Source organism: Flavobacterium artemisiae, assembly GCF_042678225.1.
Taxonomy (GTDB): Bacteria; Bacteroidota; Bacteroidia; order Flavobacteriales; family Flavobacteriaceae; genus Flavobacterium; species Flavobacterium artemisiae.
In genome coordinates, this window is sequence record NZ_JBHUDZ010000018.1 from 1,072,762 (window position 1) to 1,088,939 (window position 16,178).

15 protein-coding genes are annotated in these 16,178 nt (G+C 33.5%); 2 read left to right on the forward strand and 13 right to left on the reverse strand.

Annotated features, from left to right (window positions below):
- Positions 1-6: 6 nt before the first annotated feature.
- The 7 genes from ACFSC2_RS24555 to ACFSC2_RS24585 all read right to left on the reverse strand — a co-directional run bounded on the left by ACFSC2_RS24555 (position 7) and on the right by ACFSC2_RS24585 (position 7,925).
- Positions 7-456, reverse strand: coding sequence for a FixH family protein (locus ACFSC2_RS24555; RefSeq protein ID WP_379813746.1), 450 nt, complete (start codon positions 454-456; stop codon positions 7-9).
- 12 nt (positions 457-468) lie between these two features.
- A complete protein-coding gene (ccoG, locus tag ACFSC2_RS24560; RefSeq protein ID WP_379813747.1) occupies positions 469-1,887 on the reverse strand; it encodes a cytochrome c oxidase accessory protein CcoG in 1,419 nt (472 codons plus the stop codon).
- 10 nt (positions 1,888-1,897) lie between these two features.
- Positions 1,898-2,836, reverse strand: a complete 939-nt coding sequence (locus tag ACFSC2_RS24565; protein WP_379813748.1) for a cbb3-type cytochrome c oxidase N-terminal domain-containing protein — start codon at positions 2,834-2,836, stop codon at positions 1,898-1,900.
- 5 nt (positions 2,837-2,841) lie between these two features.
- A complete protein-coding gene (locus tag ACFSC2_RS24570; RefSeq protein WP_379813749.1) occupies positions 2,842-3,033 on the reverse strand; it encodes a CcoQ/FixQ family Cbb3-type cytochrome c oxidase assembly chaperone in 192 nt (63 codons plus the stop codon).
- A 7-nt stretch (positions 3,034-3,040) separates the two neighbouring features.
- Positions 3,041-5,227, reverse strand: a complete 2,187-nt coding sequence (ccoN, locus tag ACFSC2_RS24575) for a cytochrome-c oxidase, cbb3-type subunit I (RefSeq protein ID WP_379813750.1) — start codon at positions 5,225-5,227, stop codon at positions 3,041-3,043.
- Between the two features lie 2 nt (positions 5,228-5,229).
- On the reverse strand, positions 5,230-5,421 hold the full coding sequence (gene ccoS / locus ACFSC2_RS24580) for a cbb3-type cytochrome oxidase assembly protein CcoS (protein WP_379813751.1): 192 nt from the start codon (positions 5,419-5,421) through the stop codon (positions 5,230-5,232).
- 119 nt (positions 5,422-5,540) lie between these two features.
- Positions 5,541-7,925 (reverse strand): heavy metal translocating P-type ATPase, encoded by a 2,385-nt coding sequence (locus ACFSC2_RS24585; RefSeq protein ID WP_379813752.1) that lies wholly within the window; start codon positions 7,923-7,925, stop codon positions 5,541-5,543.
- Positions 7,926-8,126: 201 nt separating this feature from the next.
- On the opposite strand from ACFSC2_RS24585, the gene ACFSC2_RS24590 reads away from it, so the two are divergent.
- Positions 8,127-8,810, forward strand: coding sequence for a Crp/Fnr family transcriptional regulator (locus ACFSC2_RS24590; RefSeq protein WP_379813753.1), 684 nt, complete (start codon positions 8,127-8,129; stop codon positions 8,808-8,810).
- Here the strand turns inward: ACFSC2_RS24590 and mazG are convergent.
- The 3 genes from mazG to def form a co-directional block, all read right to left on the reverse strand.
- Positions 8,807-9,577, reverse strand: coding sequence for a nucleoside triphosphate pyrophosphohydrolase (gene mazG / locus ACFSC2_RS24595; RefSeq protein ID WP_379813754.1), 771 nt, complete (start codon positions 9,575-9,577; stop codon positions 8,807-8,809). The two genes, ACFSC2_RS24590 and mazG, sit on opposite strands and share 4 nt — an antisense overlap.
- 92 nt (positions 9,578-9,669) lie before the next feature.
- Entirely contained in the window at positions 9,670-10,155 is a 486-nt protein-coding gene (locus ACFSC2_RS24600) for a DUF5606 family protein (RefSeq protein ID WP_379813755.1), read from the reverse strand.
- Positions 10,156-10,218: 63 nt separating this feature from the next.
- The gene (def, locus tag ACFSC2_RS24605) at positions 10,219-10,809 is read right to left on the reverse strand and encodes a peptide deformylase (protein WP_379813756.1); all 591 of its coding nucleotides are present in this window, start codon (positions 10,807-10,809) and stop codon (positions 10,219-10,221) included.
- 200 nt (positions 10,810-11,009) lie between these two features.
- Here def and ACFSC2_RS24610 point away from each other — a divergent pair, with 200 nt between their 5' ends.
- Complete coding sequence (locus ACFSC2_RS24610) at positions 11,010-13,232, forward strand: FUSC family protein (protein WP_379813757.1); 2,223 nt, start codon at positions 11,010-11,012, stop codon at positions 13,230-13,232.
- Positions 13,233-13,269: 37 nt separating this feature from the next.
- Here the strand turns inward: ACFSC2_RS24610 and ACFSC2_RS24615 are convergent, their stop codons facing one another.
- The 3 genes from ACFSC2_RS24615 to ACFSC2_RS24625 form a co-directional block, all read right to left on the reverse strand.
- Complete coding sequence (locus ACFSC2_RS24615; RefSeq protein WP_379813758.1) at positions 13,270-14,763, reverse strand: malate:quinone oxidoreductase; 1,494 nt, start codon at positions 14,761-14,763, stop codon at positions 13,270-13,272.
- A 126-nt stretch (positions 14,764-14,889) separates the two neighbouring features.
- Positions 14,890-15,303 carry a Holliday junction resolvase RuvX gene (ruvX, locus tag ACFSC2_RS24620; protein WP_379813759.1) on the reverse strand — a complete coding sequence of 138 codons (414 nt, stop codon included), beginning with the start codon at positions 15,301-15,303 and terminating at the stop codon, positions 14,890-14,892.
- 216 nt (positions 15,304-15,519) lie between these two features.
- Positions 15,520-16,146 (reverse strand): PAS domain-containing protein, encoded by a 627-nt coding sequence (locus ACFSC2_RS24625; RefSeq protein WP_379813760.1) that lies wholly within the window; start codon positions 16,144-16,146, stop codon positions 15,520-15,522.
- Positions 16,147-16,178: the final 32 nt, after the last annotated feature.

Consider the following 16,178-nt stretch of genomic DNA (forward strand, 5'->3'; position numbering starts at 1 on the left):
TTTTTGTTAGTTTACGTAAATAACTTCTTTAGATAAATATTTTATCCCATTGTACTGCCATTCCATATTGACATCCCATCTTCCTTTTACTAATTTATTATGAGGAATAAATAAAGATGAATTTTGAAGCACAATCTGTGTATTAAAATCAAATTTTTTATTTGATGGACGATATAAAAGCACATTTCCAGTTACTTTGTCTTCTTGAAAGTTTGAAGGAAAAACGATTTTAACGCCGTTCTCAATGTATTTAATAGAAGGTTTATGCTGTAAATCGTGTGCATTTTGAATGCGTGCCATTTCTTCTTGAAAGTGAGTATCATGTTTATAATACTCTTCAACAACCAAGTCATTGTCATATTTAGAATTTGACTGAACTTCAAAAACAAAATATAAAATAAAGGTCATAAATAACCCAAATGCAATGACAATTCCTGTACCCCAATTGATTTTCATAGTAGTAAATTTTTAATTAAAGCTTCGTGGCCCTAAGAAGTTTGTAGTCGTATGGTCTATAAGTTCTTTTCCGTTATAAACCCCTATTTTTACTTTAGTTTTATCACTTATCAAAAGTGCTTCATCTATTTCTATAAATAAAGTTCCCTGCGAAATACTTTCCTTCGCCACTTTAAAATGAGGTTTACCCACATTTCTAATATTTCCTTTTTGATCAATCAATTCAAAATGAATATCCTGATAATCTTTCATTGTCTTATTGACAATTTTATAAGTATATATGTTACTGATTTTATCTCCTTTATGCTGAAACAATTGTCCAGGGAGACGCAGAATAACAGCTTCTACATTTGTTCGTAAAAACAACATTCCGACAAAGACAGTTAACAATATGCATAGAACTGCTGTGTAACCTTTCATTCTTGCAGTAAACTTGAAAGGCTCTTTTTTAGCAATTTCATCTTCAGAAGCATATCGAATTAAGCCTTTTGGCAATCCAACGCTTTCCATAATATGATCGCATTCATCTATACAAGCGGTACAATTGGTACATTCTAACTGAGTTCCGTTTCTAATGTCAATTCCCATCGGACATACATGCACGCATTGCATACAGTCTATACAATCTCCTTTTCCAGTTAAAGCTCTATCTTCTTTTTTATTGAATTTAGCGCGACCTTCTTCTTTTTCTCCACGAACAAAATCGTACGCAACATTAATAGATTTATTATCTAAAAGAACACCTTGTAAACGTCCGTACGGACAAGCAATAATACAAACCTGTTCTCTAAACCAAACAAAAACAAAATAGAAAACACTAGTAAAGATCAGCAGTGCGATAAAGTTGCTTGCTTGTTTGATTGGTCCTTGTTCAACCATTAAAAACAGCTGATCACTTCCAACCAAATAAGCTAAAAATACATTGGCAATAGCAAAAGAAATTACAAAAAAGATAAACCATTTAATTAATCTTTTTCTAATTTTTTCAGCATTCCATTCTTGTCTTGCCAAACGCTGTTGTGCTCCCCTGTCTCCATCGATCCAATATTCAATTCGACGAAAAACCAATTCTAGAAAGATCGTCTGCGGACAAATCCATCCACAAAAAATTCTTCCAAAAACAACTGTAAACAGCAGAATAAAAACAATTCCGACCAGCATTGAGACTACAAATAAGTAAAAATCCTGCGGCCAGAAAGGAAATCCAAAAATATTAAAACGACGCTCCACAACGTTGAACATCATAAATTGGTTTCCGTTGATTTTAATAAAAGGATTGGCAACTAGAATTGCTAAAAGAACGTAACTGACAATTTTTCTATAATCATAAAATTTACCAGACGGTTTTTTAGGAAATATAAATTTTCTCTTACCGCCTTCATCAATGGTTCCGATGGTATCTCTAAATGCTTCGTCTGGTAAATTTGACATGATCTTTTTATTATTTTTTAACTTGTGTGGTATCTGTTGGTTTCACAGCTGCGGTTTCTGCTTTAGGAGCGCTGTCGTCTACCCAAATTTCTCCTTCTGGCTCTTTTGGATCTTTAGGATTACTTCCTTGCAGAGACAAAATATAACTTGCCACTTTCTGGATTTCTTTTGGTTTTAAAGTACCTTTCCAAGCGATCATTCCTTTTCCGTCACGACCCCCATTGGTAATGGTATGAAATAGGTTTTTAATTCCTCCACCTAAAATCCATCTGTTGTCTGTTAAGTTTGGTCCGATTTGTCCTCCGGCATCAGCTCTGTGGCAGGCAATACAATTTGTTGTAAAAATTTCTTTACCTGCTGCTAAATCAGCTCCATCTGTAAGTAATACTACAGTTTTCTCGTCCATTAAGTCTGGAGCGGTTTTCAAATATTCTTCAACATCAATTTTTGCTTGAGCCATTTCTTTTTTAAGCTCCATTTCTTGATCATCGGCACCTAGAACATCATAACGAACTACATAAATAACTCCGAAAATAATACAGATGTAGAATAAATATACCCACCAAGGCGGTAGATTATTATCAAGCTCTTTAATTCCGTCATAATCATGATCCATTAAAAGCTCACTTTCTTTTTCTATTGGCGAAGTTTTAGTCAACTTCTGCATTAGGTTTTTGTACCAAGTGCTTTCACTAAAACTTAAACTATCTTCATATTCTTTTTTTGCTTTTTCTTCTGGTGTCATCAATTGGTTCATGACACGATTAACAGCGCTTAATGTAATTTCAATAGCGATTAACACGAAGAGAAAAACAAATAAGAAAACCGAAATCATTGGATATTTTACAAAGGCCGGTCTGTCTCCAGAGTCAACAAAGAACTCCATCAATCCAAAAGCGATGAAGAAAATCAGCGGGACTCTAACATATACTGGGAAAAATTTTTTCATTTTTTTTATTCTTTTGAAGTTAAACTAAGTCCTTCATCTAAAGGTATTTCGCTCATTTCTCTAATCTTGTCTTTTTTATAAGAAAACACCCAAAAGCCTAAGCCTACAAAAAATAAGAAGAATATTAGCAGGGAAATTATCGGGTAAATTTCTATGCCCGATATTGTTTCCATATTGTGTTTTATTTGTTCGAACATGACGCCACTATTTTGAAGTTTCTTTTACTTTAATATCTGTACCAAGTCTTTGAATGTAAGCAATCAGAGCAACGATTTCTCGCTCATTCATCGGAACAAATTTTTCGCCGCTTGCAGCTGCTTTTTTCTTGCTTGCTTCATAACTTTTCACAAAATCAGGATCATTTTCAAGACTTTTCTCTATGGCAACTGCTTGTGTTCTTAATGTTTTCTGCGCATTTGCAATGTCAGCATCTGTGTAAGGAACTCCAAGCGTAACCATAGTCTTCATTTTCTTTTCAATTAATGACGTATCCATTGGTTTATTATCGAACAACCATTTATAACCCGGCATAATTGATCCTGCAGAAATACTTTGTGGATTCCAGAAGTGATTAAAGTGCCAATTGTCATTATATTTACCTCCAACTCTTAATAAATCTGGACCTGTACGTTTTGATCCCCATAAGAATGGATGATCGTAAACAAATTCTCCTGCTTTTGATTGTGGTCCGTAACGTTCTACTTCACTTCTAAATGGACGTACAGATTGTGAGTGACATCCAACACATCCTTCACGAATGTATAAATCACGTCCTTCAAGTTCTAAAGGTGTATATGGTTTTACACTGCTGATTGTTGGAATATTTGATTTTACCATAATAGTTGGTACAATCTGAATAATTCCTCCAATTAAAATTGCAATCGTAGCTAAAATGGTTAACTGAATTGGTTTTCTTTCTAACCAAGAGTGGAATTTCTCTCCTCTTACTCTACTACTGCTGATAGTTTGTAAAGCTGGAGCCTGAGCTAATTCATCTTCAACAGGTTCACCTACTTTTATCGTCATGATAATGTTATACACTAATGTCAACATACCTACTAAATACAATGAACCACCGATAGCTCTCATCCAATATAATGGCATAATTGCAGTAACTGTTTCAAGGAAATTTCCATAGGTCAAAGTTCCATCTGGATTAAACTGTTTCCACATTGATGCTTGTTGAAAACCAGCTACGTACATTGGTAATGCGTACAAGATAATTCCTAAAGTACCAATCCAGAAGTGGAAATTTGCCAATTTCGTTGAAAACAAAGTCGTTTTTGTCATTCTTGGAATCAACCAATAAATAATAGCAAATGACATAAAACCATTCCAAGCTAAAGCCCCAACGTGTACGTGTGCTACGATCCAGTCTGTATAGTGCGCGATAGCATTTACATTTTTAAGAGAAAGCATTGGTCCTTCAAAAGTTGCCATACCGTAACCTGTAATGGCTACTACAAAGAATTTTAAAACTGGTTCTTCACGAACTTTATCCCATGCGCCTCTTAAAGTTAAAAGTCCATTAATCATACCTCCCCAAGATGGAGCAATCAACATTACAGAAAATGCAACTCCTAAATTCTGAGCCCAGTTTGGTAACGCAGAATATAATAAGTGGTGCGGTCCAGCCCAGATATATATAAATATCAAAGACCAAAAGTGTATAATAGATAATCTATAAGAATAAACAGGTCTGTTTGCAATTTTAGGAACGAAATAATACATTAAACCTAAAAATGGAGTCGTAAGGAAGAATGCCACCGCATTGTGCCCGTACCACCATTGTACTAGAGCATCCTGAACACCTGCATAAACAGAGTAACTTTTAAGTCCTGATACAGGAATTTCGATATTATTAAAAATATGCAGTACAGCTACCGTTACAAATGTTGCTAGGTAAAACCAAATTGCAACATATAAATGGCGCTCTCTTCTGCGAAGCATAGTACCAATCATATTGATCCCCATAACAACCCAGATCAAAGCAATTGCAATGTCAATTGGCCACTCTAGCTCTGCATATTCTTTAGAAGAAGTATAACCTAACGGAAGCGTAATTGCTGCTGCCACAATGATAAGCTGCCAGCCCCAGAAATGTAGATTACTTAAAAAATCACTAAACATTCTGGCTTTTAGCAATCTTTGCAGCGAATAGTACATTCCGGCAAAAAAAGCGTTACCCACAAAGGCAAAAATTACTGCATTGGTGTGCAACGGTCTTAAACGGCCGTAACTAAGCCACGAAATCCCATCTGTCATGTTGGGAAAAAGGTACATTACCGCAAGGGTAAGTCCCACTAACATACCCACAACTCCAAAGAGGATTGTGGCGTAAATGAATTTTTTTACAATTTTGTTGTCGTAATAAAACTGTTCCATTTCCATAATTATACTTGTTTTTCTTCGTTTGGTAAATTATTATTTTGGGGACTAATTTTGGTCTCGTCGTCAAAGAGAATTCTGACTGACGGCGTATAATCATCATCATACTGCCCAGATTTGACAGCAACGATAAAGGCAATGAAGAAGCAGATTGCCACGAAAATACTCACTGAAATTAATAGATAAATAACACTCATACCTTAAATTTTTGTTAAACAAAATTATTCGGTTACGGGCAGATAAAATATGATATTTATCATGGTGTGTAGAAGAATGTTAAAATTAAAAAAAATAATTTTACGACCAATTAAAGTCATTATAAATTTCTGTTACTGAAATAGTTAGACATTAAAGTAACAAAACTTACAATCGTAATTGTGCTCAATGGCATTATAATCGCAGCGACTAAAGGAAGCAGGTTTCCGGTAACTCCAAAAGCCAGTCCGACAACGTTATAAAGCAGCGATAAACCAAAGCTCATTTTGATAATAAAAATGGCTTTGTGAGAGAGTTTTAAGAAGTAATTGAGACGCGAAAATTCACTTGCATCTAATATTGCATCGCAGGCTGGCGAAAAGACATTTACGTTTTCTGATATAGAAATTCCAACATTACTTTGCGCCAAAGCTCCCGCATCATTCAATCCATCACCGACCATCATAACATTCTGGCCTTTTTCCTGAAGTTTTTTAATATATTCCAGTTTTTGTCCTGGCTTTTGATTGAAAATCAATTCGGTATCTTTTGGAAGAATCGATTCTAAATTCGCTCTTTCTCCGTCATTATCGCCCGAAAGTACTTTTATTTGATACTCTTTACTTAAGTTTGAAAAAAGTTCTTCTAAGCCGTCTCTATATTGATTTTGGAAAACATATTTACCAATGTAAATTTCATTTATCTTAATATGTAAAGCTGTTTTTTGAATTTCAGAATCTTCCGTTTTTACATTATTCACAAATTGACTAGAGCCAATTTTAATTTCCTGTTCCTCAATAATAGCCAAAATTCCTTTTCCGGTAATTTCCTGAAATTCATCAAAAACAATTCGTTTTGTTTCAGGCAGAAAATCATATAACATACGACTTAAAGGGTGATTTGATGCTCGAAGAACATTTTTAATCAACATAAGAGTTTCGTCTGAAAGTGGATTTCCTTCAAAGGTTATATTTGATTTTTTATTGGTTGTTATAGTTCCTGTTTTATCAAAAACAATCGTATCTACTTTAGCCAATTGCTCAATAACTACGGCATTTTTAAGATAAAATTTCTTTTTACCTAAGATCCTTAAAATATTTCCAAAAGTGAATGGAGCCGTAAGTGCTAACGCGCAAGGACACGCCACAATTAAAACCGCTGTGAAAACATTAAATGCTGTGTTAGCATCAATAAAAATCCAATAACCAAAACCTCCTAAGGCTATCAACAATAAAATTGGCGTAAAATAACGACTAATAGCATCGGTAATCGTTTTATGCTTTTGATCTACTTTTTTCTGGAAAATTTCGTTGCTCCACAATTGCGTCAAATAACTCTGAGAAACAGAATGTAAAACTTCCATTTCTATCACTTTACCAATTTGTTTTCCGCCGGCAAATACTTTATCGCCCGATTTTTTGGTAATTGGAACAGCTTCTCCAGTAACAAAACTATAGTCAATTTCTGCACTTTCGCTGATTAAAATTCCATCAACAGGAATAAGTTCTTGGTTGCGAATTAATAATCTGTCGCCCTCTAAAACATCATAAATAGCCACATTTTCTTCTGAAGCATCTTTATTTATTTTGGTAACAGCAATTGGAAAATAAGATTTAAAATCTCTTTCAAAACTTAAAAAACTATACGTTTTGGTTTGAAACATTTTACCCAAAAGCATAAAGAAAACCAAACTCGCCAAACTGTCAAAAAAGCCTGGACCGTGATCCATAAGCATATCGTAAGTACTGCGGATAAACATAACGATAATTCCTAAAGCAATAGGAATATCAATATTCAGCATTTTGGTTTTAATACTGTGATAGGCAGAAACATAATAGCCACTTGCTGAATATAAGAAACTTGGTAATGCTAACACAAAAATCAATAGTCTGAAAAAAGGTTTATAACTATCCAACCAAAATTCTTTCATTTCAAAATATTCTGGAAATGACAACAGCATGATATTTCCAAAACAGAAAAATGCTACACCCAATTTGTAAGTTAAACTTCTATCAACTTTAGCCTTAGCAGCGCCGTAATTTTCTAAACTGATATAAGGTTCATATCCAATCGAACTTAATAGGTATACTATTTCTTTCAAAGAAACAACATCAGAATTGAATGTAATTCTAACTTTCTTTTCATGGAAATTAACTTGCGAAATACTGATTCCAGCCTGCAGACGGTTTAAGTTTTCTAAAATCCAGATACAAGAGCTGCAATGAATGTGAGGAATATTTAAAGATACAATTGCTGTGTTTCCTTCATGAAATTCTACTATTTTTGAAAGAATACTATCGTTATCTAAAAAATCATATTTTCCAGCAATATTCTGTGGAGTGGCTCCTGGCGATTTTTCGAAATCATAATAGGAGGTTAAATTGTTGCTGCTAAAAATTTCATACACGGTTTTACAGCCGGCACAGCAAAACTTTTTTTCATCAAAATCGATTTCTTCATTTTTCTCTATGGTTAAACCACAATGAAAACAACTTTGGCCACTCATAAACTTGTTTTTTTAAACTGCAAATTTCAGATTAACAAGCAGTTTTTAAGATGATAATTATCATGTTTTTATGAATTCGAATTCTAAATTAAGAAAATAAAATAGACCAATTATTACTTTCTCCTTTTTCCTAATAATTTAAGAAATAATAATACCTAAAACCCCCAATTTTGCTTAATTTTGCTGCAAACAATTATTGTCATGAATAAATGTGATCAATGTATAGTACGCCAGTTAAGCTCACTAAAAGCCCTTAATAAAGAAGAAGTTATAAAACTTGCCAACAGTAAAACCAGCTACAAAATCAAAAAAGGAGAGGCTATTTTTGAGGAAGGAGAGGTTACTAATGGTGTTTTCTGCGTTAAGGATGGTGTTGGAAAACTCTCAAAATTAAGTGCAAACGGTAAAGACCAAATCGTAAAATTGGTAAAATCCGGCGAACTTCTTGGCCAGCGTTCTATGATTAGTAATGAACCTGCAAACTTAACTGCAAAAGCGATAGCGGATATGGAAGTTTGTTTTATTCCTAAATCTGAAATCATTAATTTCTTCAATAGTAATAATCAGTTTTCTTTGAATATGATGCAGTCTGTCTGCGAAGATTTAAAAGAATCGGAAAATGAAAAAATTGCCTTAGTTCAAAAAACAGTTAAGCAAAGACTTGCCGAAACACTGCTTCATCTTCATGACGAGTTTGGTGAGGACACAGATAAAACCCTTAAAGTTCAGTTGACTCGTGAGGAATTGGCTGGAATTATCGGTACTGCAACAGAAAGCTGTATCCGTTTATTATCTGATTTTAACAAACTGGAATTGATTGAATTAGTAGGTAAAAAAATCAAACTTAAAGATGTACGTGCTTTAAAAAAATTAGCTGATAATTAAAGTTTTTTTGCTTCGTTCCAAAACACATCCATTTCTGACAATGTCATATCCATTAGTGGTTTTCCTAATTCGTTTGCTTTGCTTTCTAAATACTGAAATCGTTTGATGAACTTTTTATTAGTTCGTTCTAAAGCATCTTCTGGATTTACATTTAAAAATCGGGCGTAATTAATCATTGAGAATAAAACGTCTCCAAATTCATCTTCGATTTTATCCTGATCTCCCGTTTTTATTTCTTCTTGTAATTCTTGGAGTTCTTCTTGTACTTTATCCCAGACTTGGTGCGGTTCTTCCCAATCAAATCCAACTCCTTTTACTTTATCTTGAATTCTGCTTGCTTTAACCAAAGCCGGAAGACTTCTTGGAACACCCTCTAAAACCGATTTTTTACCTTCTTTCAGCTTTAGTTTTTCCCAATTCTGTTTTACTTCTTCTTCATTTTCCACTTTTACGTCTCCATAAATATGAGGATGGCGATGAATGAGTTTTTCGCAGATTTCATTACAAACATCAGCAATATCAAAATCATTGGTTTCGCTTCCTATTTTGGCGTAAAAAACAATGTGTAAAAGCAAATCTCCAAGTTCTTTTTTCACTTCATTTAAATCATTATCCAAAATTGCGTCACCTAATTCGTAGGTTTCTTCAATTGTCAAATGTCTTAAAGTTTGCAAAGTCTGCTTTTTATCCCACGGACACTGTTCACGAAGTTCGTCCATAATGATTAATAATCTTTCAAAAGCCTTAAGTTGATTTTCTTTGCTCATCTTTGAAGTTTAATGGTTTTAATGAAGTGTAAAATTAAAAAATCCTGTCAAGAATATCTTAACAGGATTATTATATTTTAAAGAATGTTATACTATTCTTCTTTTTTAGCTTTTGCTTTTTTAGCTGCTGGTGCTTTTTTAGGCTTTTCTTCAGCAACTGGAGCTTCTTCTTTAGTTTCTTCAACATCAGGAGCTAAATCTGTAACTAAACCTTTTGCTTGAAGTGTGTTATACCAGTTTAATACTTTTTTAATATCTGAAGGATAAACTCTTTCTTCATCGTAATTTGGCAGAATTTCTTTAAAATAAGCCGTTAAAGTAGCGTTATCTTCTTTATGAGAAATTGCTTGTCCTTTGTTTTCTTTAACGCCAATTTGCTGCATTACTTCAGTCAATGGTTTTTCTCCTTCGTAAGTGTAAATAGAAATTTCAGATAATAAGCTTACGTTACTTTTTAAATTTACAGTAATTTTCTTTCCATCAATTAATGACTCTGCCACAAAACCTGTACGAGTTTGAACTTTTAACTCATATAAACCTGGTTTACCTGAAATGGCTAAAATTTTCGTTAAATTCATTTTTATTAAAATTAGTATTAAGAATTTGATTTATTTTATTGTTTCTAAATTTATTTAGAAATCTTATCTCCCTTTTTTGGCACCAAAAAATTTCATTCTATATTCCTGAAACGTTTTCCCTTCAGTGATATTTTTCAATTTCTTTTGAATTAAACGTTTTTTAAGAGAAGATATTTTATCCGTAAAAAGAACTCCTTCGATATGATCGTATTCGTGTTGAATAACTCTCGCAATTAAACCGTCAAAAACCTCCGTTTTCATTACAAAATCTTCTTCGCAGTATTCTATCGTAACCGTTGGCTTTCTGTAAACATCTTCGCGAACGTCTGGAATACTCAAACAGCCTTCATTAAAACTCCACTCCTCACCCTCTTCTTTAACGATTTTAGCATTGATAAAAGTCTTTTTAAATCCTTTTAAATCTTTTTGTTCTTCTGATGGAAGATCATCGTCATCACTAAAAGGAGTTGTATCAATAACAAACAAACGAATCGGCAGACCTACCTGCGGTGCAGCAAGTCCAACTCCGTACGCATTATACATAGTCTCGTACATATTTGCGATCGTTTCTTTTAGGTTTGGATATTCTGGCGTAATTGCTTCTCCTACTTTTCTTAAAACAGGATCACCGTATCCTACAATTGGTAAAATCATTTGTTTTTATTTATATTTTATGTCCTGCAAAAACAGAATTAAAGTTCTGATATTTCAGCTGGCAAAAATAGTAAAAAATAGTCAATGAATAATTCTAAAGCCATTTTATATCATATTTTTTCCAAGCTGTTAAAAATCTCAGCGATAATTATGCCAAAATCACTCGTACAATTCTTACCTTTGTTAGCAAACCTCTCTGTATGATTGATCGCATTTCAAAATTTACAAACAGCACTTCTTTTCTAAATGCCTCTAAAGTAACTATTGCTTCTGTTGTTCCTGTTTTAATTTTAAATTTTCTAGGTCATTTCGAAATCGGTTTTACCATTGCACTTGGGGCATTTTATACGTATCCCAGCGATATTCCGAGTTCGTTAATTCATAAAGTAAAAGGCCTTATTGCCGCTTCTTTTATCGTTTCTGGCGTTAATCTTTTGGTCAATCTTGCTTATCCTTATCCGATACTCTTTTATCCTTTTCTAGGTTTTTTATTATTTCTGTGTTCGATGATTTCGGTCTACGGACAACGTGCAACATTAATTTCATTTTCTGCTTTATTATCAATTTCACTTTCATTTGGGCATTTGCACGAAGGATTCGAAGCTTTTCAATATTCTGGATTTATTTTTATTGGAGGAATATTATATTTAATCGTCTCTCTTGTTTTTCATTTTGTACAGCCGTATAAATATGTAGAATTACAAATTGCAGAAGGAATTAAGCTTACCGCTAAATACTTAAAATTAAGAGGCGATTTATGGAGCCCGGAAGCGAATCGTCAAGCAATCATAGAAAAACAATTGGCCGTTCAGGTTGATTTAAATTTAATTCACGAAGATCTACGCAAGATGCTGATCGGAAACCAGAATACTTCTGGAACCACCAGTCAAAACCGAAAAATGCTTCTTGTTTTTATAACTTTAGTGGAAATTCAAGAACTTGCTCTTTATACTTCTTTTGATCATAGTAAACTTCATGAAAAATTCGCCAAGCATCCAGAGGTTTTAAGAACCTATCAAAATGTGGCCTACAAACTGGCTTCGACTTTAAAAAAGCTTTCAAAAAATGTACATAATATTAGTGTATATGTTGATAAGCATGATTTAAAAAACGAGCTTGATGCTCTTGAATTTGCCATTTTTGATTACGAAAAAACACTTGGTAAAGAAGAAGCTGCCGAAGGTGTTTTGATGTTAACCAATATGCTGAAATATGCTAAAAATCAAGTTGGTAAAATCAAAATTATACAACGTGCTTTTTCTCTTGCAATGCAGTCTTATAAATTAAAAGACAAAGACAAGGAACTCGAAAAATTCCTGACGCCTCAATATTACCCTTTACGCACATTAACTGAAAATTTAAGCTATTCTTCTTCTATATTTAGACACTCACTCCGATTAACAATTACTATTTTAGTCGGACTATTTTTGGGTGAAATTCTCAAATTACAAAACGTCTATTGGATTTTGTTAACCATCGTTGTAATTATGCGTCCTGGTTATGGTTTAACGAAAGAACGGTCTTATAATCGTATGCTGGGAACTATTTTTGGAGGAGTTCTCGCTTTTGGAATTGTATTGGTTATTCAAAATCATGTTGCATTGAGTATTTTCTCAATTATATGTATGCTGCTAGGGATTTCATTTACACAAATTAATTACAAAATAAGCGCAACGTTTGTAACCATGTATGTCGTATTTATTTACGGAATTCTAACGCCAAATATCAACGAAGTTATTCAGTTTAGAATTTTGGATACACTTACCGGCGCGACTTTGGCTTTTATTGCCAATCAATTTTTATGGCCTGCCTGGGAGTTTATAAACACGCCGATTCACATAGAAAATTCGATTCGCGCTAATCGAAATTATCTTAAGGAAATTGCTGATTTTTATAATAAAAAAGGAGAAGTTCCAACTGCATATCGATTAGCCAGAAAAAATGCCTTTGTTGAAATTGGAAACTTAATGACTTCTTTTCAGAGAATGATGCAGGAACCAAAATCTAAACAAAAAACGATGCCTTTGGTTAATAAACTTGTTGTTTTAAATCATTCGTTACTGTCTGCTTTGGCATCGCTTTCAACTTATATTCAATCGCATCAAACTACTTCTGCATCAGAATCATTTAATTATATTATTAAAACCATTTTATCGAATCTTGATCATTCGATTTCAATTTTACGAAATGAAGTTATTCTAGAAGATACTTTTTTTGATAAAGAAGATGTGACTTTACAGTTTGAAGAATTAAAACGTAAAAACTTTACACGTCTTGCTGAAGACGATGAATTGGACAAAGAAACGCGTCAAGCGAAAATGCAGGAAGCATCAATGGTTATAGAACAATTAATCTGGATGAGTAATCTTGCCGAAAAAATCCTAAAAAACACAACCGATCTAAAAGCAACAAATCCAGATTAATTCATCTGGATTTGTTTTTTATTCTAATGAAGAAGTTTTATTTTATTTTTAAAACTTCTGCTGTATGTTTTCTTAATTCTGCTAAGAACTCTGGCTTATCGTTTAAAGTCTGCCCGTAAGACGGAATCATATTTTTCAACTTAGCCTCCCACTCCGGAGTTCTAATTTGATTTGTAAAACATCTGCTTATTAAATCCACCATAATTGCCACAGCTGTAGAAGCGCCCGGAGAAGCTCCTAATAAAACGGCAAGAGTTCCGTCATGTGTATTAATTACTTCAGTTCCGAATTCTAAAACACCGCCTTCTTTTTCATCTTTTTTGATTACTTGAACACGTTGTCCAGCTTTTTCTAATTTCCAATCTTTAGAACGAGCTGTAGGCAAATATTCGCGTAAAGCTTTCATTCTATCTTTTGGCGATTGACGCACTTGTTCTATCAAATATTTTGTCAACGGAATATTGTGATATCCAGCAGCCAGCATCGGAATCAAGTTGTTTGATTTAATAGACAAAGGCAAATCTAAATACGATCCGTTTTTTAAGAAACGAGTTGAAAACCCTGCAAATGGCCCAAAAAGTAATGCTTTTTCGCCATCAATTACACGAGTATCAATATGAGGAACAGACATTGGAGGCGCTCCAACGCTTGCTTTTCCGTAAACCTTTGCTTGGTGTTTTGCAATTACTTCTGGATTGGTACATTTCAGCCATTGTCCGCTTACTGGGAAACCGCCATAACCATTTCCTTCTGGAACGTTTGCTTTTTCTAACAAAGGCAAAGAACCGCCGCCAGCACCAATAAATACAAATTTAGTGTAAGCTTTACGAGTAGTTCCTGTCGATAAATCTTTGATTTTTATTCTCCACGATTTATCTTCACGCTGTCTCAGTTTTTTGACTTCGTGATTAAAATATAAAGTAACGCCTTCAAGTTTTTCAAGATAATTAAACATACTTCTGGTTAAAGCACCAAAATTTACATCGGTACCAATTTCCATATGCGTAGCCGCTAAATTTTCATCAGCATTACGACCTTCCATAACCAATGGCATCCATTTTTGAAGCTGTTCAAAATCGGTGCTGAAAGTCATTTCAGAAAAAATAGGATTGCTTTGAAGTGCTTCAAACCTTTTTCTTAAATATTCAACGTTTTTATCTCCCCAAACAAAACTCATGTGAGGAACGCTTTTAATAAAATTCTCAGGAGAAGGTACTTTATTCTGCTGTACTAAGTAAGACCAAAACTGGCGTGAAACCTCAAAAGATTCAGCAATACTTATTGCTTTTTTAGGATCTATACTGCCGTCTGCCTTTTCGGGAGTGTAATTTAATTCGCAAAATGCAGAGTGCCCTGTCCCTGCATTATTCCAAGCATCAGAGCTTTCTGCAGCGGCAACATCTAGTCTTTCGTAAATTTCAATTTTTATATCTGGTTGTAATTCTTTCAAAATTACCCCAAGAGTGGCACTCATTATTCCAGCGCCAATGAGTACTACATCACTATTTGAACGTATGGTTTCGTCAGGCATAACAGTATTTTAATTTAAAATGCAAAGGTACTTTTTTAATTGCAAAAAAAAACTAATTTTTGAATGATAAAAGTTAGGATTTTCTAAAAACCATTAAATTATAAGCAATAATTACGGCAAACTGCATTATTTTTTTGAAGAAAGATAATCTTGAAGCATAATTGTCGCCGAAATTTCGTCTATCAAACCTTTATTTTGACGTTGCTTTTTATTCAGTCCGCTGTCGAGCATAGTCTGAAAAGCCATTTTTGAAGTAAAACGTTCGTCTACACGAATGACTTTCATCTCTGGAAATATATTCGAAAAGTGTTTAACAAAACCATTAATAATTGAAGCGCTTTCAGATGGATCTCCATTCATTTGTTTAGGTTCTCCAATTAAAACAGCTTCTACTTTTTCTTTTGCGAAGTAATCTTTAAGAAAATCTGTTAAAGTATGAGTCGGGATTGTAGTAAGTCCCGAAGCTATAATCTGCATTTCGTCAGTAACGGCAATTCCCGTACGTTTTTGTCCGTAATCTATAGAGAGGATTCTTGGCATTTTTATTTTTCTACAAAGATAAGATTGAATTTTAAAACTCTACAGAGTTTCATGGTGTTTTATCGTTTCTATAATTCTGTAAATTTAAACACAAAGATCAACTATTTCTATTTCAGTTTTTAAAGTTTTAACAAGTCATAAAAAAAGATCCGCTTTGAAAATTCAAAACGGATCGATTCATATCCAAATATTTAAACCTAAAAAAATACACTTTAATTATCGGCCGAATAACCTTCCGAAAAAACCTCTGTGCTCCTCTTCTTCATCCTCTGTCGCTACATAATTTGCAAATTTTGATTGTGATTTTTCATGCTCAAAAATCAATTCCTTAATATATTCAACATAGCTTCTTTTTTTCTCTTCTAGAAAACCTATTAAATACTTTTCGCTGAATTCTACTCCGCTTGCCGCTTCAATCTGTAGTAATTTTTTATAAAGCGGTTCAATATGCATTGCAATAACTTCTTGCGGTACAGATTGCCTTCTTGCAAAATAATTTACAATAACATCATTTTCGTCTCTTGCAATATCAAAATCAGTAATTACCCAATAGTATCTTCCTGATTTTGCAAGATTCTTAACAATGGCATGAAAGTTTTTTCCGTTTTTAAGATTCTCCCACAACACCTTGAAAATAACTTTCGGCATGTCTGGATGTCGTATAATATTGTGAGGCTGTCCCATTAATTCATAATCTTCGTAGCCGCATACGTCTACAAAAACTTCGTTTGCGTATTCGATAATACCAAAAGAATTGGTTTTACTCATAATAACTTGTGTTTTATCCCAAGTTACTTCTTTGTCAATTATGACTCTTTTCTGAAGCTGATTTTCTTGATCCATTTTTTTACTGCTTAAAGGTTATTTTGTATGGT